General features: G+C 49.8%; 23 protein-coding genes. 9 read left to right on the forward strand and 14 right to left on the reverse strand.

The window, feature by feature from the left end; translation table 11 throughout:
- The first annotated feature begins 108 nt into the window (after nucleotides 1-108).
- The gene (locus I0P70_RS00990; protein WP_196114350.1) at nucleotides 109-2,445 is read left to right on the forward strand and encodes a penicillin-binding protein 1A; all 2,337 of its coding nucleotides are present in this window, start codon (nucleotides 109-111) and stop codon (nucleotides 2,443-2,445) included.
- A 70-nt stretch (nucleotides 2,446-2,515) separates the two neighbouring features.
- Here I0P70_RS00990 and I0P70_RS00995 read toward each other — a convergent pair whose 3' ends face one another.
- The 3 genes from I0P70_RS00995 to I0P70_RS01005 all read right to left on the reverse strand — a co-directional run bounded on the left by I0P70_RS00995 (nucleotide 2,516) and on the right by I0P70_RS01005 (nucleotide 4,618).
- Nucleotides 2,516-3,433, reverse strand: a complete 918-nt coding sequence (locus tag I0P70_RS00995; RefSeq protein ID WP_196114351.1) for a TIGR01777 family oxidoreductase — start codon at nucleotides 3,431-3,433, stop codon at nucleotides 2,516-2,518.
- 119 nt (nucleotides 3,434-3,552) lie between these two features.
- Complete coding sequence (gene folE / locus I0P70_RS01000; protein ID WP_370583167.1) at nucleotides 3,553-4,248, reverse strand: GTP cyclohydrolase I FolE; 696 nt, start codon at nucleotides 4,246-4,248, stop codon at nucleotides 3,553-3,555.
- Nucleotides 4,211-4,618, reverse strand: a complete 408-nt coding sequence (locus tag I0P70_RS01005) for a 6-carboxytetrahydropterin synthase (protein ID WP_196114352.1) — start codon at nucleotides 4,616-4,618, stop codon at nucleotides 4,211-4,213. The genes folE and I0P70_RS01005 overlap by 38 nt, the downstream gene beginning before the upstream one ends.
- A gap of 222 nt (nucleotides 4,619-4,840) precedes the next feature.
- Here I0P70_RS01005 and I0P70_RS01010 point away from each other — a divergent pair, with 222 nt between their 5' ends.
- Nucleotides 4,841-5,545, forward strand: a complete 705-nt coding sequence (locus tag I0P70_RS01010) for a DNA repair ATPase (protein ID WP_230391917.1) — start codon at nucleotides 4,841-4,843, stop codon at nucleotides 5,543-5,545.
- Nucleotides 5,546-5,656: 111 nt separating this feature from the next.
- Here the strand turns inward: I0P70_RS01010 and I0P70_RS01015 are convergent, their stop codons facing one another.
- The 9 genes from I0P70_RS01015 to I0P70_RS01055 all read right to left on the reverse strand — a co-directional run bounded on the left by I0P70_RS01015 (nucleotide 5,657) and on the right by I0P70_RS01055 (nucleotide 14,631).
- Nucleotides 5,657-6,244: an inorganic diphosphatase gene (locus I0P70_RS01015; protein WP_196114353.1), complete on the reverse strand. Its 588-nt coding sequence runs from the start codon at nucleotides 6,242-6,244 to the stop codon at nucleotides 5,657-5,659.
- Between the two features lie 257 nt (nucleotides 6,245-6,501).
- Entirely contained in the window at nucleotides 6,502-6,855 is a 354-nt protein-coding gene (rplS, locus tag I0P70_RS01020) for a 50S ribosomal protein L19 (RefSeq protein WP_196114354.1), read from the reverse strand.
- A 164-nt stretch (nucleotides 6,856-7,019) separates the two neighbouring features.
- The gene (gene trmD / locus I0P70_RS01025; RefSeq protein WP_196114355.1) at nucleotides 7,020-7,697 is read right to left on the reverse strand and encodes a tRNA (guanosine(37)-N1)-methyltransferase TrmD; all 678 of its coding nucleotides are present in this window, start codon (nucleotides 7,695-7,697) and stop codon (nucleotides 7,020-7,022) included.
- 11 nt (nucleotides 7,698-7,708) lie between these two features.
- Entirely contained in the window at nucleotides 7,709-8,272 is a 564-nt protein-coding gene (rimM, locus tag I0P70_RS01030; RefSeq protein WP_196114356.1) for a ribosome maturation factor RimM, read from the reverse strand.
- Nucleotides 8,273-8,284: 12 nt separating this feature from the next.
- The gene (locus I0P70_RS01035; protein WP_196114357.1) at nucleotides 8,285-8,833 is read right to left on the reverse strand and encodes a 30S ribosomal protein S16; all 549 of its coding nucleotides are present in this window, start codon (nucleotides 8,831-8,833) and stop codon (nucleotides 8,285-8,287) included.
- A gap of 291 nt (nucleotides 8,834-9,124) precedes the next feature.
- Nucleotides 9,125-9,895: an acyl-CoA desaturase gene (locus I0P70_RS01040; protein WP_196114358.1), complete on the reverse strand. Its 771-nt coding sequence runs from the start codon at nucleotides 9,893-9,895 to the stop codon at nucleotides 9,125-9,127.
- Nucleotides 9,896-10,224: 329 nt separating this feature from the next.
- The gene (locus tag I0P70_RS01045; protein ID WP_196114359.1) at nucleotides 10,225-10,899 is read right to left on the reverse strand and encodes an RluA family pseudouridine synthase; all 675 of its coding nucleotides are present in this window, start codon (nucleotides 10,897-10,899) and stop codon (nucleotides 10,225-10,227) included.
- A 123-nt stretch (nucleotides 10,900-11,022) separates the two neighbouring features.
- Nucleotides 11,023-11,841, reverse strand: a complete 819-nt coding sequence (gene panB / locus I0P70_RS01050) for a 3-methyl-2-oxobutanoate hydroxymethyltransferase (protein WP_196114360.1) — start codon at nucleotides 11,839-11,841, stop codon at nucleotides 11,023-11,025.
- A gap of 84 nt (nucleotides 11,842-11,925) precedes the next feature.
- Nucleotides 11,926-14,631: a putative LPS assembly protein LptD gene (locus I0P70_RS01055; protein WP_196114361.1), complete on the reverse strand. Its 2,706-nt coding sequence runs from the start codon at nucleotides 14,629-14,631 to the stop codon at nucleotides 11,926-11,928.
- A 74-nt stretch (nucleotides 14,632-14,705) separates the two neighbouring features.
- Here I0P70_RS01055 and I0P70_RS01060 point away from each other — a divergent pair, with 74 nt between their 5' ends.
- The 5 genes from I0P70_RS01060 (at nucleotide 14,706) to I0P70_RS01080 (ending at nucleotide 19,807) form a co-directional block, all read left to right on the forward strand.
- Complete coding sequence (locus I0P70_RS01060) at nucleotides 14,706-15,488, forward strand: N-acetylmuramoyl-L-alanine amidase (RefSeq protein ID WP_076420581.1); 783 nt, start codon at nucleotides 14,706-14,708, stop codon at nucleotides 15,486-15,488.
- Between the two features lie 22 nt (nucleotides 15,489-15,510).
- Nucleotides 15,511-16,566 carry an MlaD family protein gene (locus I0P70_RS01065; protein WP_196114362.1) on the forward strand — a complete coding sequence of 352 codons (1,056 nt, stop codon included), beginning with the start codon at nucleotides 15,511-15,513 and terminating at the stop codon, nucleotides 16,564-16,566.
- A gap of 90 nt (nucleotides 16,567-16,656) precedes the next feature.
- Nucleotides 16,657-18,285: an acyl-CoA carboxylase subunit beta gene (locus I0P70_RS01070; RefSeq protein WP_007657462.1), complete on the forward strand. Its 1,629-nt coding sequence runs from the start codon at nucleotides 16,657-16,659 to the stop codon at nucleotides 18,283-18,285.
- A gap of 225 nt (nucleotides 18,286-18,510) precedes the next feature.
- The gene (locus I0P70_RS01075; protein WP_196114363.1) at nucleotides 18,511-18,870 is read left to right on the forward strand and encodes a four helix bundle protein; all 360 of its coding nucleotides are present in this window, start codon (nucleotides 18,511-18,513) and stop codon (nucleotides 18,868-18,870) included.
- 88 nt (nucleotides 18,871-18,958) lie between these two features.
- The gene (locus I0P70_RS01080) at nucleotides 18,959-19,807 is read left to right on the forward strand and encodes a transglutaminase-like domain-containing protein (protein ID WP_196114364.1); all 849 of its coding nucleotides are present in this window, start codon (nucleotides 18,959-18,961) and stop codon (nucleotides 19,805-19,807) included.
- A 180-nt stretch (nucleotides 19,808-19,987) separates the two neighbouring features.
- Here the strand turns inward: I0P70_RS01080 and I0P70_RS01085 are convergent, their stop codons facing one another.
- Together I0P70_RS01085 and I0P70_RS01090 are read right to left on the reverse strand one after the other, a co-directional pair.
- Entirely contained in the window at nucleotides 19,988-20,575 is a 588-nt protein-coding gene (locus tag I0P70_RS01085) for a thioredoxin family protein (RefSeq protein ID WP_196114365.1), read from the reverse strand.
- Between the two features lie 30 nt (nucleotides 20,576-20,605).
- On the reverse strand, nucleotides 20,606-21,244 hold the full coding sequence (locus I0P70_RS01090; protein ID WP_196114366.1) for a 4'-phosphopantetheinyl transferase superfamily protein: 639 nt from the start codon (nucleotides 21,242-21,244) through the stop codon (nucleotides 20,606-20,608).
- Between the two features lie 83 nt (nucleotides 21,245-21,327).
- Between I0P70_RS01090 and I0P70_RS01095 the strand changes: the two genes are divergently transcribed.
- Together I0P70_RS01095 and I0P70_RS01100 are read left to right on the forward strand one after the other, a co-directional pair.
- Nucleotides 21,328-22,296 (forward strand): WD40 repeat domain-containing protein, encoded by a 969-nt coding sequence (locus tag I0P70_RS01095; protein ID WP_196114367.1) that lies wholly within the window; start codon nucleotides 21,328-21,330, stop codon nucleotides 22,294-22,296.
- Nucleotides 22,256-23,239 (forward strand): DivIVA domain-containing protein, encoded by a 984-nt coding sequence (locus I0P70_RS01100; protein WP_196114368.1) that lies wholly within the window; start codon nucleotides 22,256-22,258, stop codon nucleotides 23,237-23,239. The genes I0P70_RS01095 and I0P70_RS01100 overlap by 41 nt, the downstream gene beginning before the upstream one ends.
- Nucleotides 23,240-23,249: the final 10 nt, after the last annotated feature.

A 23,249-nucleotide genomic window follows, 5' to 3' on the forward strand; every position in this document is an offset into this window, starting at 1 on the left:
AAGTTTTATGCGTTTCTGGGAAAGTATTTGTACACAAAAGGTATATTTGCAGTAGATTAGAAAGAAGCGTTCCGTAAAAATACGGGCAATCTGCCCTGATGAAATAACATGCTGCAAGAGCAAGAAAAAGAAAAGCCACCGGTTAAGAAGAAGAGGTCTGTGTACGGCAGTGTGATCGGCTATACCTGGAAGCTGTTCCTGCTGGGGCTGATGGTGGTGATAGGCTATCTGGTGAGTGTAGAGTACAACTTCTTTTACCTCTTCGGCTCTTCCCCGAGTCTGGACAGGCTGGAAAACCCTCGCAGCGACCAGGCTTCGGAGCTTTATACCGCCGACGGGAACCTGATCGGGAAGTACTTCCGCGAAAACCGCAGCCCGGTGAGCTACAAGCAAATGTCGCCTACGCTCATCAATGCCCTGATTGCCACAGAGGATATCCGTTTCTACGAGCATGCAGGTATAGACCCGACGGCCATTTTCGGGGCCGTGTATGACAACCTGCGTGGCGAAAGCCGTGGGGGCAGCACCATTACGCAACAGCTGGCTAAAAACCTGTACAAGACCCGTACCGACGACGCCAAAGGGGTGCTGGGGCATATTCCTGGTCTTAACATTGTCATTTCTAAAACCAAGGAATGGCTGACGGCGATCAAACTCGAGCAGCGCTATACCAAAGAAGAAATCCTGGCCATGTACCTCAACACCGTGGACTTCGGCAGTAACTCCTTTGGTATACAGGTCGCCTCCAAGACCTTTTTCAATACCTCACCTGACAGCCTGAAAACAGAACAGGCAGCCGTGCTAGTGGGTTTGCTGAAAGCGCCAACCTACTACAGTCCCCGCTTCAACCCCGAAAACGCAACACGCCGCCGTAACACGGTGCTGGGGCAAATGGCCAAGTATAATTACCTGACAGCTGCTGAAGCCGATTCGCTGAGCCAGCTGCCGCTGGAACTGGAGTACAAGGTCGAGAACCATTATGACGGACCTGCTACCTACTTCCGTGGCGCTGTGGCCGACTTCATGAAAGAGTGGTGCAAGCAGAACGGTTATGACCTATACCGCGATGGCCTGAAGGTATACACCACCATTGACTCTCGGATACAGGCGCACGCCGAGGCTGCCATGGAAGAGCAGATGCGCACGCTGCAGCGCCGCTTCGACAACCACTGGAAAGGTCAGAATCCGTGGGTGGACGAGAAGAATCGTGAGATTCCGGGGTTCATTGAAGAGACGATCAAGCGCACCGATTATTACCGTCGCCTTAAAAAGAAGCATGGAGATGACGTGGCTGCCATCAACAAAGAGCTCAATACCCCACGTGAGATGATGGTGTTTACCTGGGAAAATCCAGAGCGTGAGAAGAAAATGACCCTATCGCCGCTCGACTCGCTGCGCTACTACAAGCGTTTCCTGCACGGCGGTATGATGACCATGGATCCGTTCTCCGGTGAGATCAAAGCCTGGGTGGGCGGCATCAACTACAAGTACTTTAAGTACGATCACGTGAAGCAGGCGCGACGCCAGCCGGGATCTACCTTTAAGCCTTTCGTATATGTGGCTGCTATCGACAATGGTTACTCGCCCTGCGACAAGATCGTGGACACGCGTATCACCATCAACTATGTGGAGAAAGGGGAGAAGAAGAGTTGGTCGCCTACCAATGCGGACTGGGTTTATACCGGGGCGCCGATGACTTTGCGCCGTGCCATGGGTAAATCAGTGAACTCTGTAACAGCGCAGCTCACCGAGCTGGTTGGCTGGGAGACAGTGGTCGACTATGCGCACAAGCTAGGTATAAGCAGCCCGCTGGATAAAGTGCCGTCTATTGGCTTAGGCCCGAGCGACGTGTCGATTTACGACATGGTGGGTGCTTACAGCACTTTCCCGAATCATGGCTTCCATACTGCACCCCGCTTCATCACCCGCATCGAAGACCGCGAAGGCAACCTGATTGAGCAGTTTGTGCCGGAGCAAAAGAAGGTGTTGAGCGAAGAAACTGCTTTCCTGATGATGCACATGCTCAAGGGAGGTATAGAAGAGCCGGGCGGCACTTCACAGGCGCTTTGGGAATACGACCTCTGGAAAGGCAATGAAATAGGTGGCAAAACTGGTACGACTTCCAACCACTCCGATGGCTGGTTTATGGGTGTGACCAAGGACCTGGTGACCGGTGTGTGGGTAGGCGGGGAGGACCGCAGCATTCACTTCCGTACCTCTAACCTGGGCGAAGGCTCCAAAACGGCCCTGCCGGTATACGGTCTCTTCATGGAGCGCATTTATAAAGACAAAGACCTCGGCTATACTATGGGCCGTTTCCCGGGCCCAACCGTCAAGATCAGCAAGAAATACAACTGTACCACCGTACTGCCAAAAGCTGAGCCAGACTCCACGCAGCTGGACCTTGATCTGGATATACTGGATCTGTCAGAATTCCTGCAATAGCATGTCCTTAAAAAGCAGAAGCGCCCACTTAGATTATAAGTGGGCGCTTCTGCTTATAATATATCCAGCATCAGGACTGGTGCTTTTTGTAAAATGATTCCAGTGCTTCGTCCAGGTAGTTATACTCAAAGGTAAAGCCGGTCTGTAGCACTTTGTTGGCGCTTACACGTTGGCCGCTCAGCACTACATCGCTCATTTCACCAAGCATTAAGTTAAGCGCAAAAGAAGGCACTTTGGGCAATACCAATGGTTTGTGCATGGCCTCGGCCAGCGCTTCGGTAAATTCCTGATTGGTGACCGGGTGAGGGGCCACGGCATTGTATACACCAGTAAACTGCGTGTCTTCAATTGCCCGGATGTATAAGCGGCACAGGTCATCGATATGGATCCAGGACATGTACTGCTTGCCGCTTCCGAGCGGAGCACCTGCCATTAACTTGACAGGACGGGCCATTTGCGGGAGGGCACCTCCTTTATCGCTGAGGGCTATACCTGTGCGCAGGATGACGGTGCGTATACCCAGGTCTTTGATTTGCCACACAGCTGCTTCCCAGGCCTTGCATACCTCCGCCATGAAGTCATCGCCGTAGCTGCTCTCCTCCGACATCAGTTGGTCACCTGAGTTGCCGTAAATGCCGATGGCTGAAGACGAGATAAAGCCTTTGACGTGGTGTTCGTTTTGGCGGAGGCTGTCGAGGAGTAGTTGGGTGCTGTCTACCCGGCTGCGCAGAATCTCGCGCTTGCGCTCTTTTGTCCATTTCTCCTCAGCCAGACCAGCACCCGCCAGGTGGATGATGTAATCGGCATAGGTGATGGCATTCTCATCAATTGAGGATTTCTCTATGTCCCAGCGGAAAGTCTTGTAGTGAGAGAATTTGTCGGGATCTCGGGACAGGTGCGCCACTTCATAGCCCTGATCGATCAACATCTCCGAAAGACGTGAGCCGATCAGTCCTGAACCACCTGTAATGAGTATTTTCCCAGCCATAGGTATAGATCGTTTTATAAATTATATAGAAATATATCTATACGTGTAAGGACTAACTGAAAGTTACTTTCACCGATCAAAACCAGCTGGCAGGGCCATGGTTTGCCCAGGCAGAAGTTTTATTTTTTGCGAATATGGCTCAGGAACTCGTTGCGGTACTGGTCCTGCTCAAACAGGCCGGAGTACTCTGCTGTGATCGTGCTGCTGCTTACGTCATTTACGCCACGGCTCATCACACAAAGGTGGTCCGCCTCAATCAGCACGGCCACATTCTCCGTTTGCAGCGCCTGCTTCAGTTCGTCGGCTATCTGCATGGTCATGCGCTCCTGCACCTGCGGACGGCGGGCATAGTACTGCACAATGCGGTTCAGCTTGGAAAGACCGATCACGTGCTCGTTAGGCATGTATGCCACATGGGCCTTGCCGATGATCGGCACAAAATGGTGTTCGCAGGAAGAGTACACGGTAATATCGCGCTCCACCAGCATCTGGTTGTACTTGTACTTGTTCTCAAATCGGCGGATAACCGGCTTGTTCTCCGGGTGCAGGCCACTGAAGATTTCCTGCACATACATTTTTGCCACACGCAGCGGTGTACCTTTCAGGCTATCGTCTGTGAGGTCGAGTCCCATGGTGTGCATGATCTCGCGGAAGTGCCTTTCGATGATCACGATTTTCTCAGCGTCAGAAAGGTCAAATGCGTCAGGGCGCAGCGGCGTTTCCAGGGAGCTCATCATGTGATCATCCATCTCTTCCGCTTCTTGGCCCAGGTCCTGGTTATCCATTATATTCAACAAAGTTTCGTTCAGTTTCATAAAGCGTTATCCCCAGTTCATATTCCTGGCTTATTTTTTCCCGCAATCGCTCCCAGATTACGATGGCAATATTCTCGGCAGTGGGGTTCAACTGTCTGAACTCCTCTGTGTCGAGGTTGAGGTTTTTGTGATCAAATTTATCGATCACCTCTTCTTTTACCAGCGTACTCAGCTTCTTCATGTCATACACATACCCGGTATCATTATTCACGGAGCCTGTCAGCTTGACGATGAGCTCGTAATTGTGTCCGTGGAAGTTGGGGTTGTTGCACAGCCCGAAAACTTCCGCGTTCTGCTCGTCGCTCCAGGCAGGATTGTGCAGGCGGTGTGCGGCGTTAAAGTGCTCTTTTCTGCAGATCGTTATTTTCATTGCGGTTCCAACAGGTGGGCCTATGTTATTGTTTGCGTACGTGCAAATTTACATTTTGGGCTACCCGGGTTGTAAACTTACAAAGGTAAGCTTCGCAGTCCCCAAACCCAAACAGAACAGTGGCTAAATTAATCCTGCTCCTTATATCTGATATATGCTATAGATTAGCTATTTTCGTAGGTATACGATTGTTCCTGTCTAATCATTATTTCTAAGTATAGTATGCGAGTAAAAGGATTGTTGGTAGCGGCCATGCTGCTGGTATCAGGTATGGCGAGTGCGCAGGTCATGCGTGTAGAGGAAAACGAACAGGTAGTAAGCGGTATAAAGCGCAGCGGTCAGCAGCTAAGCGTGCAGCTGGACCCTAAGTTTGTAGAGAAGATCTGGAAAGATCACCTGTCGCAGGAGGCGGGCAAGGTGAAACATTCCAAAGGTGTTTATACGGTAGAGGAGGCCAAGCTCATCAGCATCAGTAAGCAACCTGTGCGTGTCATTTCCACTGTCGGCACGCATGCAACGGGTAGCTATGTCTGGTGGTCACTCGATATGGGCACGACCCATCTTGACAAAGGGGCCACCCCTGAGGTATACACCGCGGCGGAGCAGTTCATGGAGAATTTTGGCAGAAAGCTATATCAGGAAGATGTGCTGTTGCAGATCAACGAAGCCGAAAATGTACTCCGCAGCACCAAAAAGGAGCAGGACCGTGTCGTGAAGCAGGCCAACGACTTACAGCTGAGTATCGAAAAGAACAAGAAGCGCAAACAAGAGCTGGAGGCTGAGTTGGTACGCAATGCTGATGAACTGCGTCAGCTGGAGCAGAATGTAGAGCTGAACGTGAAGCAGCAGGAAGCCAGCCGGCAGCAGGTGCAGGCCATGGAGCGTGCTGTGGAAGAAGTAAGAGCCAAACTGCGTGATATCAAGTAAGGTATAGCTTCTATACCTGTCCTAAAACAGAAAAGCCTCCCGAGCGGAGGCTTTTCTGTTTTATAAGTTGTCCTTTATTAGATCAAGTATTACGCAGGAGACAACACAAGCTTAGAGTTTCATCCAGCGCTGTATCTCCTGTTCTGCAAACTGTTCGTTGCGCCAGCCCACGAACTTACTCTTGGCTGTGGGGTTGTGGTGTACAAACCATTGCTGCAGGATGGCTTTAGCAGCAGGGTAGTCCGCCGTAAAGCTGTTGTAGTCAGAGGCGTTGATCGTTCGCTCACTTGGCCTTGCAGGTACAGCTACGATCTTGTGATCCAGTTCACCGGCTGTCTCCAGTTGCAGTACTCCCACCGGAATCACCTCCAATACGGTGCCTGTAGCCACGCTTCCTGTCAGCACAATTACTTCCAGCGGCTTCTTCTGTGCATTGGTTTCTGTAGAAGGTATAAAGCCGAAATTGGCAGGATAAGGCAGAAAGGGGATAACACGATCCTGACCGGCCTGCTGCTCTGCTTCAAAGGCTTTTGTTTGTCGATTGTAGTGCAGCTTGGTGGAGTTTCCGGCTGGCACCTCAATCACGGCCTGCAACTGTTTTTTGCCATTGTATGTGGGCAGAGCGGCGTAGTCAGTTTGGCAGGAGGCTAGCAGGGCCAGTGATAGCAACAGGAAGGTATAGCGCTGTATAGTATTCATGGATATAGGAATGCAATAGGTATAGCACGAGATATAGCTGCAAATATAGTAAGCCGGACCGGAAGAGAATCAATAATGCGGTGCGGGTAAGTATGCGTTATTTCCCTGAGGGGGTTACATTGCTATCCCGAAAGCCCGGGACAGCGGATGGCCCCGGGTAAGGCTCATAGAGCAGGTATAAAAAAAGGAGCCGTTCGATTAGAAACGGCTCCCTTCTTACTAAAACTATGGAAAACTTATGAAAACAGGTTCTTCAATTATCTTCTTTCCTTGATACGTGCAGCTTTACCCTGCAGGCCTCTCAGGTAGTATAGTCTAGCTCTTCTAACACGGCCTTTTCTTATAAGCTCGATTTTCTCGATAGATGGAGAAAGCAGTGGGAAAATACGCTCCAGACCAATCTGGTTAGACACTTTTCTTACAGTGAAAGTCTCACCGTTTGTGTTAACGTTCTTGCGCTGAATAACAACGCCCTGGAACTGCTGGATACGCTCCTTGTTACCCTCACGGATTTTCACGTGGATGTTGATGGTATCGCCAGACTGGAAAGTCGGGAAAGAGGCGCGCTTGTCTGTAGATTCCTGCTCGATAAATTTAAGTAATTCGCTCATGGCTATGTTGTTAAAGCTAAATATCTTCTTCAAAATTCGGACTGCAAAGATATGCAATTATTTATTACATAAGAATATTTGCAGAAAAAAAATGTAAGTTTTTGAAACTTGTCCTCTAAATCAGCCCTAAAGGCTTCTTTGGAGGTAATTCTGTATCAGGTAAGCTACTCGTTCAGCAGATCCGGTCTGCGCTGTCTCGTGCGCTCCACTGCCTGCTCAAAGCGCCACTGCTCTATCTTAGGCCCGTCTCCGGAAAGCAGTATATCCGGCACTGTCATGCCTTTGTAGTCTGCCGGTCGGGTATAGACTGGCGGTGCCAGCAGCCCATCCTGAAACGAATCAGTCAGGGCGGAGGACTCGTCGTTGAGCACACCCGGTATAATGCGGATAATGGCATCAGCCAGTACAGCCGCTCCCAGTTCGCCACCTGACAATACATAGTCACCAATACTGATCTCGTGGGTCACGTAATGCTGTCGCACACGTTCGTCCACGCCTTTGTAGTGCCCGCATAGGATAATTACGTTGCGCATCAGCGAAAACTGGTTCACCACCTGCTGGTTCAGCGTCTGCCCATCAGGCGTCATGTAAATCACAGCGTCGTATTCCCGCTCCGCCTTCAGCTCCGTTAGGATCTTATCAATCGGTTCGATCATCATCACCATACCTGCTCCGCCGCCAAAGGCATAGTCATCTATCTGACCATGTTTGTTGATGGCGTATTTGCGAAGATCGTGGATGTGGATGTCGACCAAACCTTTTTGCTGTGCTCTTTTAACAATGGAATGGCTAAAAGGACTGTCCAACAGGTCGGGCTGGCAACTGATGATGTCAAATCGCATGATAATAGGGGCTACTCGTCGCGGTCGTCGGCGTCGTCAGGGGTGCCGGGCTGGGTGTATACCTCTAGCAGGCCTTCCGGCAGGTTGACATGCAGTACCTTAGTTTCATGGTCAGCACGCACAAACACCTCGTCCAGTACAGGTACAAGCATCTCCTGCCCGTTGTACTCCATGGCCATCAGCTGCTGCTGTGGCATGTCATAAAAGTCTTTCACGGTGCCCAGTGGGCCGTGGTTCTGGTCTATCACCTGGTAGCCGATTACCTCGTGGAAGTAAAACTGTCCTTCTTCGAGTTCAGGGAGCTCGTCGAGCGGCAGGTATAGACTGACATTGCGGAGTTTCTCGGCTTGCTCGATCGTTTTGATATCCTCAAAGGTGATAATAAAACGGCCTTTCTGCACGGGCTCCATTTTGTCAATAAAAAAAGGAATCAGCCTTCCTTGTTGTTCAAGAAAGACTGATTCCAATTCATCATAATCTTCGGGGTAGTCCACGTCAAAAAACGCGACAACCTGCCCCTTGATGCCATGGGTCTTGACGATGTGTCCTAACAGAAAGCAGTCATCAATATGCATGGCAACCGTAATTTATGCTTGCTCTTCAGTAGACTCGCCTTCAGCAGCTGGTGCCTCAGGAGCTTCTTCAGATTCAGCAGCAGGAGCATCAGCAGCAAGCTTGGCAGCCTCACGCTGACGGATAGCCTCTGCACGAGCTTCTTTCACTTTCGTTTCAGCGTCAAATGCAGCCTTACGCTTCGCCTCTTTCTCAGAGCCAAGTGTAGTACGCTTGCTTTCGATCTTCGCTTCTTTCTCTTTCTTCCACTCTTCGAAACGAGCATCAGCTGTTTCTTGCGTGATAGCGCCTTTTACAACACCAATCTGCAGGTGCTTCTTGTACAGAATACCTCTGTAAGAAAGCATCGCCTTTACAGTGTCAGTTGGCTGAGCACCGTTCATCAACCACTGGAATGCCTTCTCTTCGCTGAAATCGATAGAAGCAGGGTTTGTGTTCGGGTTGTAAGTACCCAGTTTCTCGATAAATTTACCATCACGTGGTGAACGAGCGTCAGCTACTACGATATCGTAGATAGCAGCTTTTTTGCGGCCTCTGCGGGCCAGTCTGATTTTAACAGCCATTTTTTATATAAATAGTTAAGTCGGCGGAACCCGTCCGCCAGTTTTTAGAACCGCAAAGGTAGTGATTTTGTGCCAATTAATGCAAGGTTTTTGAAAATTGATTTGGGAAAGCCACGCACAGGTACAAAGCTGAAACAGAACCTCCTCCAATAGGTATAAGCTGCACAGGCGCTATACCTGTCTAAGTGCCAGGGTATACAGTTAGTGGTATATAGCAGTTGACGGTTGTGTGCCGGCTATACCTACCTGAAACAAAAAAGCCCTCCGTTTCCGAAGGGCTTTTCTATATGATTAAGCGTTGGCTTTTGCTCTTGGTGCTTTGGCAGCCTTAACCTTCACTGGTTTCAGCTTAATGATGCTAAGCTTGTCCAGTGTCCAGATTACTGGCCAGGTTGGGTCTACTTCCCACCACTTCACGCCGAAGTTCACACGGTTAGGCAGTTTGTGGTGGTTGTTCTGGAACAACTCACCGCCTGTCAGGAAGTCGAAGAAAAGCGAGTTGCGCGACTTGTCATTGTTGTCGAAATTCTGGTAGCCATACTTATGACCGCTCCAGTTTACGATAGCACCGTGTACCGGGCCCATCAGGAAGTGAAGCGGCAACAGCAGGAACATCCACCACTGCGTAGCAAAGGCGATGTAGAACAGCACATAAGCCACGCCCCAGCCGATACGAGAAATTTTCGAATCCCCGATCTTCTCCAGTGCTGGCCACATCGGGTAATCGCCATCAAAACGGCGTTCCGGCTCCACGCGGTGGTTGAGCACATCGTTGTAAATGTTTTTGGTTTTCCACATCATCGCAAATGCGTTGTTGGAATAATGCGGCGAATGCGGATCACGCTCTGTGTCAGAGAAGGCGTGGTGCATGCGGTGCAGAATAGCATAAGCACGTGGCGACAGGAAAGAAGAGCCCTGTGCGATGTACGTCAGCAGGTAAAAAGCCTTTTCCCAGAACGGGTTCATGGTGAACATCTTGTGCGCTGCGTAACGGTGCAGGAAGAAAGTCTGCACAAACAGAGAAAGGTACCAGTGCAGTACAAAGAAAATAAGTATAGCCATTAAGCGGTTATTATGTTAAAGTGATCAATAACTGATTCAGGTATAGCAGAGACAAAAGCAGTCACCAAGCCTCCGCAAAATTACGATGTGATTCTATAGAAATAATAAAATCCGGTATAAAAGTTCAGAAAGATGATAAATATCAGTTTTATAGAATGATTAATGAGTAATGAATAATTAATGCGGAGTGAGGAATGTAGAGTTTTAATAGAGAGGTGAGTAAGGTTTACAAAGGCTTATGGGATGTCGGGGCAAGGTATAACCAAGGTTCCCATTGCTTACTCATTATCATTTGTTGCTATGATTCATTAGTCATTAATCACTACTCATTATAAAAACGGTTTCCAGATAGGAGCCGCCGGCAGTGGGGCAGTAACTTTAACCATGGTTTTGAGGGTAGGGTGCTCAAATTGGAGGCTGCGGGCATGCAGGGCGATACTCTTGTCGGGTAGTGGTTTGCTGGCGCCATACCTCAGGTCACCGACAATGGGGCAGTTCATAGAGGCCAGTTGCACTCGGATCTGGTGCGGGCGACCGGTAACAGGATTTACCTCCAGCAGGTAATTGTTATCATGCTGCCCCACCAGGCGATAACTTAGTTCAGAGCGTAGGCCGCTTTTATTCTCACGCGCATAAGCCTTGGTCACATTGCGACTGCTGTCCTTGATGAGCCAGTGCACGAGCGTCTGCTCAGGTATAGCTGGCCTGTTGAGCACGATGGCCCAATAGGTCTTGATAGTCTTTTTGCTTCGGAAGAGCTCGTTGAGACGGGTGAGAGCTTTGGAAGTTTTTGCAAGCAGCACGACACCGCTCACAGGTCTGTCAAGGCGGTGCACCACACCAATGTACACGTTACCCGGCTTGTTATACTTCTCTTTGATATAGGCCTTGGCCAGGTCGGCGAGGCATTCGTCGCCTGTTTCATCTCCATGCACCAGTAAGCCAGCCGGCTTATTTACTACCAGCACATGGTTATCCTCAAAAAGAACATCGAGCAAAGCCATAGGCTTTTAATAATGAATAATGATGAATGAATAATTAAGGAGATGGTCAGAAAGGTCAATGAACAACTCTTAATGAAGTAATTATTCATCATTAGTCATTACTCATTAACCATTATTCATTCATTAATACGCTTCTTTGTCGTTCGGGAAGTCTTTGCTTTTTACGTCTTTCACGTAGTTCTGCACCGCGTCAGTCATGATAGTGTGCAGGTCGGCGTAGCGACGCAGGAAACGGGGTTTGAACTCCTTGTTGATTCCCAGCATGTCGTGCACTACCAGCACCTGTCCATCCACGTGCGGACCGGCGCCTATACCTATGATTGGAATCTGCAGCTTTTCGGCTACACGTTTTGCCAGCTCCGAAGGGATCTTCTCCAGAACAATTGAGAAACAGCCTAATTCCTGTAGCAGGAGCGCATCGTCGATCAGCTTTTGAGCCTCTGCTTCTTCTTTCGCCCGCACGGTGTAGGTGCCGAACTTGTAGATGGACTGTGGGGTCAGGCCCAGGTGGCCCATCACCGGCACACCAGCGCTCAGAATACGGATGATCGATTCTTTGATCTCAGCACCGCCTTCCAGCTTGATGCCGTGTGCACCCGACTCCTTCATAATGCGGATAGTAGAGCGCAGCGCTTCTGAAGAGTTGCCCTGGTAAGAGCCGAACGGTAGGTCCACCACCACAAAAGCACGGTTCACACCGCGGATTACTGAAGAGGCATGGTAGATCATTTGGTCCAGCGTAATAGGGAGCGTTGTCTCATGCCCGGCCATTACATTGGAGGCAGAGTCGCCAACGAGTAGCACGTCAACGCCGGCAGCGTCCAGAATGGTGGCCATGGAATAGTCGTAAGCCGTGAGCATGGAGATTTTCTCACCGCGCTCTTTCATATTCTGCAGCTGGTGCGTGGTTACTTTTTTTACGTCGCTTTTATGAACAGACATAGGATGCTGGTTTGAGTTTGATTCAAAATTATAAAAATCAAAACAAAAACAGCCACCCAATTTTCTGGAGTGGCTGTTCGGAGTTTATCTGAAGTTCATGCCTGATCTGTTTCTGGTCAGGCGCAGGTCGCGCAGCAGGGCAGATCGTGCGTTGATGGTCACGTTGTAGCCGCGCATCAGACCAAATGGTCGCCAGCCGATGCTCATCTCCCAGCAGTGCAGGTCGCGGTAGATATCGATGCTGGCGTTGGAAATGTTCTGGTTCGTGAAGTCATACCCGGCCATGTAGCCAAACTTCCACTTGTCGGTCAGGTTCAGGGTGCCTTGCATACCGATGTTCTGTGTCAGGCTTGGCTGTGTCTGTGTACCGGTGGCCGGAGCATAGAAAATGGTATAGTCCAGGTTCAGCGTCCATGGAATGTTGAAGTCCACGTAATCCGGCAAAAACTGGTCGTTCGGGTTCAGCATGCCGGGCAGGTTAGTGGGAGGGGGCACGTTGGTAGACCGCGCCGCCGGGTTAAAATTGGCCCGTACACTCAGGTTAGCATTGGTTAGCCTGGCCAGTTTAAAACCAGGCCCTTCCAGCATGTAGCGATCAATAGCACGGTCACCTGCTGGGTTGAGTTGGTAAGGACTGAAGGTAGATGTAAAGTTTACATCAAACACCTGGAACAGGCGCGTGTTCATGCTAACGTTTATATTGGAGAGCCTCATAGAGTCAGCTGCCAGGTTATAGGAACCTCCTATATTCAGGTTGTCGATCAGGCTCACCTTCTCAGACTTAGCCTCTGTGGAGTCACTGCGCGAGCGCACTTTCATCTCCACACGGTTGTTGATCTGCATACTCAGGCTGCTTTGCAAGCCCCCTGAAGGCACGTTTCCATTGAAGCGTGGCAGGGTCTGGAAAATGGGCTGGTTCGTCAGCGAGTCTATACCTACCTGGGTTGTTTGCGTGAAACCGAAGCGGTTCTCGTCGCCGAAGTTAGGGCGGTAGCCATAGCTGATGCTTGGGATCATGGTATGGCGGATGGCCTCTACCCGCTTGCTCTTAGGAAACTGCACGGTACCGTACACGGTCGTGTTGAGTGAGGCACCGGCACCGTACTCGTATACCCTGCCAAAGCTTGCCGTGTCGATGCGCACTGCCTGCTGCTCGTCGTCATAGGTATAGGTCAGTTTGTTGTCGAACCATGACTCACGGTAATTCACGTTCGGCGTCAGGTTGAAAAAGCGGAATATTTTATAGTTACCCAAACCGATCGTGAAGTTATGATCAGCGCTTTTACGGCCGTTCTTCCAGAGGCGATCGAGGTTGTCGAAGTTGAGCGCAAAAGAAGTATCCCTGGCGGTGCCATCAATAACAGGCAAATTGTTTAGCCTACGGGCTACTACCTGGTTCGATACCTCGTTGCGGGCCCGCACATTGTAGCCGAAGGTAAAGTTTTCATACCACTTGCCAGTAGGCACATTGTCCGAGAAGAGCTCATACAAGCTCATCTGTGTCATGGCAAAGTTAAGGTCAGGCAGCGTGAAGCGCATGATGGTAGGAGCCGGCCTGCCGTCTGCCGTAAAGCCACCATTGTTCTGCCCCTGGCTCAGCGTAGCGGTGTAGCTGAAAGGCGTGTTCTGAATGTTCTTCTGGTAAGTGATTGTCGAGTTGAAAGTCGGTGTCAGGTAGTTGTTCGGGTTATTGAAGTTCACCCGGTTGTGCTGACTGCTACCTGCCCGCACATTGGCTGTAAAGCGACCGCGGCCAGGCTTCTGCACCGGGCTGTGTGACCAGGTTACGAAAGCTGTTTTCTGCGTAGGCGGGAGGCCACTCAGACTATTCGTAGAGCGGTTCGGATCCGCAACATCAGCTTCGTCATTTTTAAAGTAGTCGTAGCTGATGTTGAAGTTGCCACGGTAGGAGTAGCGTTTGATGTAAGTGTTGTCAACCGTTACCTTGTATCCGCCCAGTGAGTAGATATCGCCGGTGATGCGGGTGCCGATGTAGTCGTTCAGGGCGAGGTAATAACCGCCATTGCTCAGGTAAAAGCCACGGGCACGTGATTCGCCGAAGGTCGGCATGATCACGCCGGACGAGCGTTTGTTCTTCGGCGTCGGGAAGAGGCCGAACAAAAAGCCGAGCGGCGTCGGTATGTCGGCGATCACAAGGTTAAAAGGACCCGACATGATCTTATCGTTTGGTATAGCCTTGATCTTGCCGGCGCTGATGTAGAAGTGCGGGTGCTCCAGGTTACAGGTAGTATACTTGTTGTGCAGACCGAAAATCTCGTTTGCCTCATTTTTTTTCACCACCTCGGAATGTATATACCCTTCGCCTTGTTGCGTTACTACTTCAGAGATCCGGCCTCGTCTGGTTTTGTAGTTATAGGCGATACGCTTGGCTGCATAACTCTCTGCCCCGTCTCTAAATACCGGAGTACCAGTCTCCTGGCCTGTGGAGTCCACCAGAGTGGTAGCGGTTAGGGTGTTGAGGTCGTAATCGATCTGGATGTAGGCAGCCGCCAGTTCCATGGTGCCATAGTCAATTTTGGCATCGCCGTACAGGTGCACTACCTTACGGTCTACCTCAAAGAGGATGGAATCTCTGGCAGAATAATTGATTGTCGTCTCGATGTCGCCCTGTGGTGCGGGAACCACAAGCGAATCCTGAGGCGGCGAGATGTTGACAGTGTCTTTTGGCGTAGCTGTCGTGGTGGGGCGGCGCACCCGCTGACCCAGTACAGGCTGGGCAGAAAGTACGGCGAGCTGCACCAGCAGCAAAAAAATCAAAATGTAGCGCAACTTCTTCAGACTTCCCTAAAGTTTTATTTATTTTGTACAAAGTTATTGTTTTTAACTTTTAACTAACGAGCGTTGTGAGAAATATTGTTACTATTTCAGTTCTGGCCCTAAGTTTACTTCTACTCTCTTCCAGCAAGCTCGAATACCGTAAGGCATACAAGCTGCGCACGGTAGTAATCGATGCGGGTCATGGCGGCAAAGACATAGGCTGTAACGGCAAAGTTTCACATGAGGCTGATGTAGCCTTGAAGTTAGCGCTGCAGGTTGGAGCGTTAATTGAGAAGAACGTGCCTGACGTGAAAGTTGTTTACACCCGCAAGGATGATACCTTCGTGGAGTTGATCGACCGTGCCGGAATTGCCAACAAGAACAACGCGGACCTGTTCATCTCTATCCACCTCAACGCTGGACCGCCTTCCGCTTTCGGTACCGAGACCTATACCATGGGACTCCACACCACCAGTGGCAACCTGGCGGTAGCCAAGCGGGAGAACGCTGTAATTCTGCAGGAGGATGACTACAAGGAGAAATACGGCGGATTTGACCCGAACTCCCCACAGAGCCACATCATGTTTGCCCTGCACCAGAGTGCCTACATCGACAACAGCCTGCGATTCGCTCAAAAGATCGAAAACGAATTTAAAAATCGGGTTGGTCGCACAAGCCGTGGCGTGAAGCAGGCGGGATTCCTGGTGCTCTGGAAATCCTACATGCCGAGTGTGCTTATTGAGGCAGGTTTCCTCACAAACCCCGCCGAAGAAAAATTCCTTAACGATAAAACAGGTCAGACGTATATGGCATCAGGCATATACCGAGCCTTCAAAGAATACAAGCAAGAGCTGGAGGCCATGAACTAATGCAAAAAGCAAACTCACCTACGTGAAACTATCGAAAGAAATTAAAGTTGCCCTGCTAGGTATAGTGGCAATTCTGATACTGTATTTCGGGTATGACTTCCTGAAAGGATCCTCGATTTTCTCTAAATCTAACACCTACCATGTAGTGTATGACAATGTAGATGGCCTGACACCCTCTAATCCTGTTATTCTGAATGGCATACAAGTAGGGCAGGTTAAGGATATGACGCTGCTCACTGATCGTGGTAACATGGTACGCGTAGATATTGAGGTGCGGAAAGATCTCCAGATCGGAGACTCCACCATCGCCAGCCTCGGCAACTCTGACCTTTTGGGTAGCAAAGCCATCACATTGCACCTGCGCAACAGCACCCAGATGTTTGATGGCGGTGAAGAACTGATCGCTTTTAAAGAAACCAGCATCGCCGACATGATCTCTTCTAAGTCGGTGCCGGTGATCGACAAGGTAGATACCACCCTGGCCCGCGTTAACCGACTGCTTGACAGCGAAGCGAAGGGCAATATTCAACAGATCCTGGCCAACTCCAACAAGACCACGGAGATGATCAACGACATTCTACGCGAGAACCAGCGCAATATCAATCAGATCACTGGCAACCTGAGTCAACTTACCTCAGCTCTGAAGCAGACACAAAAGAACATCGATCGGCTTGCTTTAAACATGACTGAGATCACAGATACGCTCAAGCAGGTGGAAATTAAGAAACTGGTGCGCGATGCCAACTCAGCTGTGAACGAGCTGGAAACAACTATCGCCAAACTCAATTCAAACCAAGGCTCTTTGGGCCGCCTGATGAACGACGAGGAGCTGTATCAGAACATGAACCGCTCCACAGAAGCGCTCAACCTGTTGCTGCGTGATATACAGGCATACCCGAAACGCTATGTGCAGTTCTCGCTCATTGGCCGCAAAGACAGGTATAAGGTGGATGCCACGGGCCGTGTAATCACACTGGAGGAGGTAAAGGAGATGCAGGACGCCAACCCGGATGAGTTTCGTCGCCCTGCTCCAGACTCTGTAGAGGTAGTACCTGCTGACACCACAAAAAGGCAATAGTGCATCTTATAAAAATTGTATATTTGTGAAATCCGCCCCTAAAGCGGATTTTTCATTGTAAGTAGTCCCCTTATTTATAATAACCCCTTCATGGATATCGAATTCAATAAGAACGAAGACTCTCTCAAACAGCTGAGTTTCCAGCTGAAAAGCAAACTGAAGAAAGTACACCTGGGCGGCGGCGAGAAGCGCATCGCAAAAGAGCATGCCAAAGGTAAAATGACAGCCCGCGAACGCATCGACTACCTGCTCGACGAAGGAACGGAGTTCCTGGAAGTAGGAGCTTTTGCAGGCGAAGGTATGTACCAGGAAGTAGGCGGCTGCCCAAGCGGCGGCGTGGTGACAGGTATAGGTTACATCAAAGGCCGCCAGTGCGTGGTAGTAGCCAACGATGCGACCGTGAAAGCCGGTGCCTGGTTCCCGATCACAGCCAAGAAAAACCTGCGAGCACAGGAAATCTCTATTGAGAACAAACTGCCTATCGTATACCTGGTAGATAGCGCCGGTGTGTTCCTGCCGATGCAGGATGAAATCTTCCCGGACAAAGAGCACTTTGGACGCATGTTCCGAAACAATGCTGTGATGAGCTCGATGGGTATCGTGCAGATTGCTGCTATCATGGGAAGCTGCGTGGCCGGCGGTGCGTACCTGCCGATCATGAGCGACGAGGCCCTGATTGTAGAAGGAACTGGTTCCGTGTTCCTGGGCGGTTCTTACCTGGTAAAGTCAGCCATCGGCGAGACCATTGACAACGAAACACTGGGTGGGGCATCTACCCACTGCGAGATATCGGGCGTAACCGATTACAAGTGCAAAGACGATAAAGAGGCGCTGGATCATATCCGCACCATTTTCGACAAAATGGGCGACAACCCAAAAGCTGGTTTCAGCCGTGTAGAACCTGCTGCTCCGAAACTCGACGAGAAAGAGATTTACGGTATGCTGCCAGCCGACCGCACCAAGCCATACGACATGATGGACATCATCAACCGTTTGGTCGACAACTCTGAATTTGAGCCTTACAAAGAGCTGTATGGTCAGTCACTGATTTGCGGACTGGGCCGTATCGATGGTTGGGCAGTAGGCATTGTGGCTAACCAGCGCAAGATCGTGAAGAGCAAGAAAGGCGAAATGCAAATGGGGGGCGTGATTTACTCTGACTCGGCTGACAAGGCTGCCCGGTTTATCATGAACTGCAACCAAAAGAAAATTCCGCTGGTGTTCCTGCATGACGTGTCAGGCTTTATGGTAGGCAGCAAGGCTGAGCACGGTGGCATCATTAAAGACGGGGCCAAAATGGTGAATGCCATGGCTAACTCGGTTGTGCCGAAGTTCACGATCATCTTGGGCAACAGTTACGGTGCTGGCAACTACGCCATGTGCGGCAAAGCCTACGACCCACGCCTGATCTACGCCTGGCCATCGGCGCAGCTGGCGGTGATGAGTGGTGCTGCAGCGGCCAACACCCTGTTGCAGATTCAGGTTTCTGCCCTGAAAGCAAAAGGAGAGGAGATTACGCCGGAGGCCGAGAAAGAGTTACTGGAGCGCATCACGGCCAAGTATAACGAGGAGTTGTCGCCATACTACGCCGCAGCCCGCCTGTGGATAGACGGCATCATCGACCCGCTGGAGACGCGCAAAGTTATCTCCATGGGTATAGAAGCCGCCAACCATGCGCCAATCGAGAAGCCTTATAACGTAGGTGTCATTCAAACGTGATTTTGGTTAGTAATGAGTAATGACGAGTGAATAATGATTAATTAGAAATTAGTAATTGAACGTGGCGAATGGTTAATAAAGGATGAAGAATTCTTAATTATTAGGACATTACATTCATCACCTCCTATTCACTCATCACTATTCATTACTCATTAATCATTATTTCCGCATAGTTTGAACTTCTTTTAGGAATGCTGAATTTAAAGTGAAGTTTAAAACAGCAGAATGGAAAAGAAAACAAACATCATTCAAAACAAAACATTCGATTTTGCAGTGCAGATCGTACTGCTGTGTAAGAAATTAAGTCGAGAAAATAAGGAGTACGTACTTACGAAACAGCTTTTGCGAAGTGGAACTTCTATTGGGGCAAATGTCGAAGAAGCAATAGGAGGTATCTCCACTGCCGACTTCTCAGCCAAGATGAGCATAGCTTACAAAGAAGCACAGGAAACGAGTTATTGGTTACGCTTACTATATGCTACGGAGTATTTGGATAAAGAAAGTTTCGACTCGGTGCATCAGGCTTACGTAGAAATAAGTAAGATTCTATTTTCTATTCTAAGGTCTTCTGGAAGAATCAGATGATTCCCTAAACAAAAAATTCATTACTAATTACTCACTATTCATTATTCATTCATCATTAATAATTACTCATTAATCATTACGCATTATTTTGACAAAGAAGGAGATAAAGGCGCTGATCTCGCTGTTGGATGATATAGATTATGAGGTCGCGTCGCATGTAGAGCAGAAGATTGTGTCGCTGGGCGAAAGCATTATTCCCTTTCTGGAAGAGGAATGGGAGGAAACCCTGAACTCGGACCTGCAGAAAAGGATTGAAGATCTGATCCATAATTTGCAATTTGATGGCCTTTTGCAGCGCATCAAGGACTGGAAAGAGCATGGAGGACTGGATTTGGTTGAAGGCATGTGGTTGGTGAATACCTACCTTTATCCGGATGTGGAACTGGCAACGCTGTCAAAAGCGCTGGACCAGCTGTACTTCGACGCCTGGACGAGTATGAAGGAGAATATGCACCCTTATGACCAGGTGAAGTCGCTGAACAACTCACTGTTCCGTGACAAAAAGTTCTCGGCCAATACTAAGAATTTCCATTCACCGTCGAACTCCATGATGCACCTGGCGCTGGAGACAAGGCGCGGAAACCCGCTCACGCTGTGTGTCATCTACATGACCATTGCGCAGCGCCTCGGGATGCCAGTATACGGTGTCAATCTGCCGAACCTCTTCATTCTGACCTATAAACTGGGCGATGTGCAATTCTACATCAACGTGTATAACAAGGGCCTCATGCTGTCGAAAGCAGATATCGATAACTACATCGTGCAACTTAATCTGAACCCGGTAGACATTTTTTACGAGCCCTGCTCCAACATTGAGATTGTAAAGCGGGCGTTGCGCAACCTGGCGTTCTCGTTTGAGAAGACCAACGATTTGGAAAAGGCAACTGAAGTAACCAAACTCTTGACGGCTATCACAGACGACGATCCAACGATATAACCCTTAGCCGCTGCCTGGTTTCGCTAACTTTGCCAGACAAGTACATGATAAAAACAAAGAAGGCCGATTCCTTATGGAATTGGCCTTTTCGTTTTGTGCTCTCAAGTATAGCGGATCAGATTTTAGCTATACCTGGGAATGTCTTTAGCAATGAGTAAATAATATTCGGTATCAGTCTGCTTAATAGCGTTTGATCATACAACCGGTTGCACGCTTGTCAGAGGTGCTCACGTTTTTGTTAGCTAGCACTTCGTCAATCACGGTTTTGAGGTAATTGTTACGCACGCCGCTCTCTACCTGCGGACTGTCATCTATCGCGCCTTTATACTTCAGCACGAAGTCACTGCCTGTGTTGTGTAGCACGAATACCTCGGGCGTTTTAGTGGCTCCGAACTTCTGGCTGATGCGCTGGCCTTCGTCTGCCAGGTATGGGAAGCTGTAATTCTTGGCCGCAAGATCTTGTCTGGTATCGCTGCCTTCGCCCGCACCAACACCGGGGTTAATGAATATAAACTGTACACCTCGGGCCGCATACGTGCTCGATAGTGTCACAAGTCGGTTCTCGTACAGCTTCGCATACGGGCATTGATTGTCCGTGAACACAACTACTACTGTTTTGCTATTCGCATAATCGCTGAGCGAAACAGCATTGCCCTGCCCGTCCTTGAGGGAGAAGTCAGCCACTTTGCTGCCCAGTTGGTAGCTGCCCTGCGCAAATACACTGGCCGTGACCAGGAATGCTACGACAAAAGAAGCCAGATATTTCATGTTTGTTTGTTTAGGTGAGTATAAGTTGGATCAGCGATCTACACTATAAGTGAGTACGTGATTGTGAAGCACTTCGTGATGGATCTGGTACAATTTAGAAAAATTATCGGTAATTACGTGCCCCTGCAATAAGTTGTTTTCAGGGCCATGAGACGGCTCCACCAAGAGGTTCTCCTTAAAAATAAGCTGTTTTTGGCTGTACATCTTGTACAATGTTTCTTTGGCGCTCCAGTACAAACAAGTCTGCTGTTCATCAGCAGCGGTAAAGACCTTTTCCTGCTCAGTCAGAAACTTGTCGGCTACCCGCAACGCTTTTGCACTCACCTGTTCAATATCTATGCCAACATCGTATTTTTCAGATAGAATGACGGCCGCTAGACGAGGAGAGTGTGTGATGGAAAGCTGAAATTGAGACTCTGCAAACACAGGCTTGCCGGTGGCGTCGCGCAGCAAAGGCAGCGGCTCAGAGGTGAACTGCTGCAGCAACTGGTAAACTAATGCGCGACTTGCCAGCCATTCGCGCTGCCGCCTAGGGTGTGCGAGTTGCAGGTTTTCGTCAGGTATAAGATGGGCCGGCAACAGAGGGCGCAGTGCCTCCGGGGCTTCGTCGAGAAGCCACACGCCCAGCAGGGTATGGGCGTCAAGTTCACGGGTCTGGAGCAGCGGCATAGTGGTAATTTTTGGTCGGCAACGAAAGGGTTCGCCGCATTTGTTGTAAATTTAGCTAAAATTAAGCGTAACAGATAGAAGAGATGGCCAGCAAGATACAAGTACAGAAAGTAGCCACCCTGACAGGCCACCGCGATTGTGTGTATACCCTGGAGGGCGGTGCTGCGCCTGCCACCGTTTATTCGGCAGGCAGCGACGGCATGGTGGCCGCCTGGGATTTGAATCAGCCCGAGAACGGTGAACTGATAGCGAAGGTCACTACTTCGGTATACGCCTTGCGGTTTATGCCGGAGCAGAACCTACTCCTGATCGGGCAGAACCTGGAAGGCTTGCAAGTGATTGATCTCAAAAGCAAAGCCATTCACAAGTCAGTAGCCTTGCCCAAAGTACCGATTTTCGATATCGCCTATGTGCCGGGCACAGGACAGGTATACGTGGGGCTGGGCAACGGAGGTATAGCCGTGATCGGGGCTGATGACTTTGAACTACGCAGCATGGTGCGCAAATCGGATCAGAGCGTGCGCTGCCTGGCCTACAACAAAACAACCAACGAGCTGGCGGCTGGGTATAGCGACAACCTGGTGCGGGTGTTTGATGCCGCCACCATGGAACTAAAGCACGAACTGCCGGCACATACCAACTCCGTGTTTACGCTCGTTTACTCTCCAGATGACTCGCTGCTGCTCACGGCGGGGCGCGATGCCCACCTTCGGGTATGGCAGGTACAGGAAAAATACAAGGAGCGTGGTTATGTGATCGCCCACATGTACACCGTCAATCACATAACCTATAGTCCAGACGGGCGTTATTTCGCCACTTGCAGCATGGATAAGTCCATAAAAGTATGGGACGCGCAGACCTTTAAACTACTCAAGGTTATTGACAAAGTCCGAAACGCGAGCCATGGCACCTCTGTCAACAAATTATTTTGGTCGGCTCATCAGAATCAGTTAGTTTCGTGTAGTGATGACCGCACCATTTCGGTGTGGGATATAAAATTCAGTTTGGATCATGAAGATTACACCCTTAGAAATCAGACAAAAAACATTTGAGAAGGCATTTAGAGGGCTTGACAAGGACGAAGTAAATGCTTTTTTGCTGACCTTATCGCAGCAGTGGGAAAAGTTGCTCGATGAGAACAAAGACCTTCGTAACAAGCTGGAGGCGGCTCACCGCGAGACGCAGAAGCTGCGCGAGGTGGAATCTTCTTTATACAAAACACTGAAAACGGCTGAAGACACAGGCAACTCTATTTTGGAGCAGGCGAACAAGTCGTCGGAGCTTAAGATCCGGGAGGCGCAGCTGCAAGCCGATCAGCTTTTGAACACTGCCCGCAACCAGGCCCGCATGGTGTTGGAGGATAGCAAGAAACAAGCTGAGCAAATGGTGAGCGAGATGCAGCAGGAAGTAAAGGCCCTGGAGCAGGACTACCAGCGCATGGAGTCGTACCTGGAGAGTATGGTGCGTGACCTGCGCAATCTGGCCAATGAGGCGTTGGAAAAAGCTGAAAAAACAAAGTCAAAACCTAAAGCCAGTACAGCCAGTATTCTTTCAAGAGCGGCAGAACTTCGGGTAGAACAGCCCGAACTGCTGCGTAACCTGAAAGATATGGAAACAACGACAAACAGACCTATACAACTGCCTGAGGCTACGGCCACAGCTGTTAACAATACACCTGCCATTACGAGCAGCAATAGTTATGAGCCATTTGGCGATCCGGCTCCGGACGTAACGCAGCCGCATCCGGAAATACCAAATCCGGTTACTCCTGTGCCAGACGTGCCATCTCCGGAGATCGAGCCGCCAAAGCCGGACTACCCGGGTACTATACCTGGCCCTGAAATTGAGCAGCCTATACCTGAAATACAGCCTGTAAAACCTGATCAGCCAGAGATACAGCCGCCTATGACAGAGCCTTCGCGCAATAGCCTGGCTGACTGGGCACAGAGCCGCCAGCCGAAACCAGCAGGTTCTTTCTTTGACGAGATAGGTTAGTCAGAGGCTA

Origin of the sequence: Pontibacter sp. FD36 (assembly GCF_015686655.1) — a bacterium.
GTDB lineage: Bacteria > Bacteroidota > Bacteroidia > Cytophagales > Hymenobacteraceae > Pontibacter.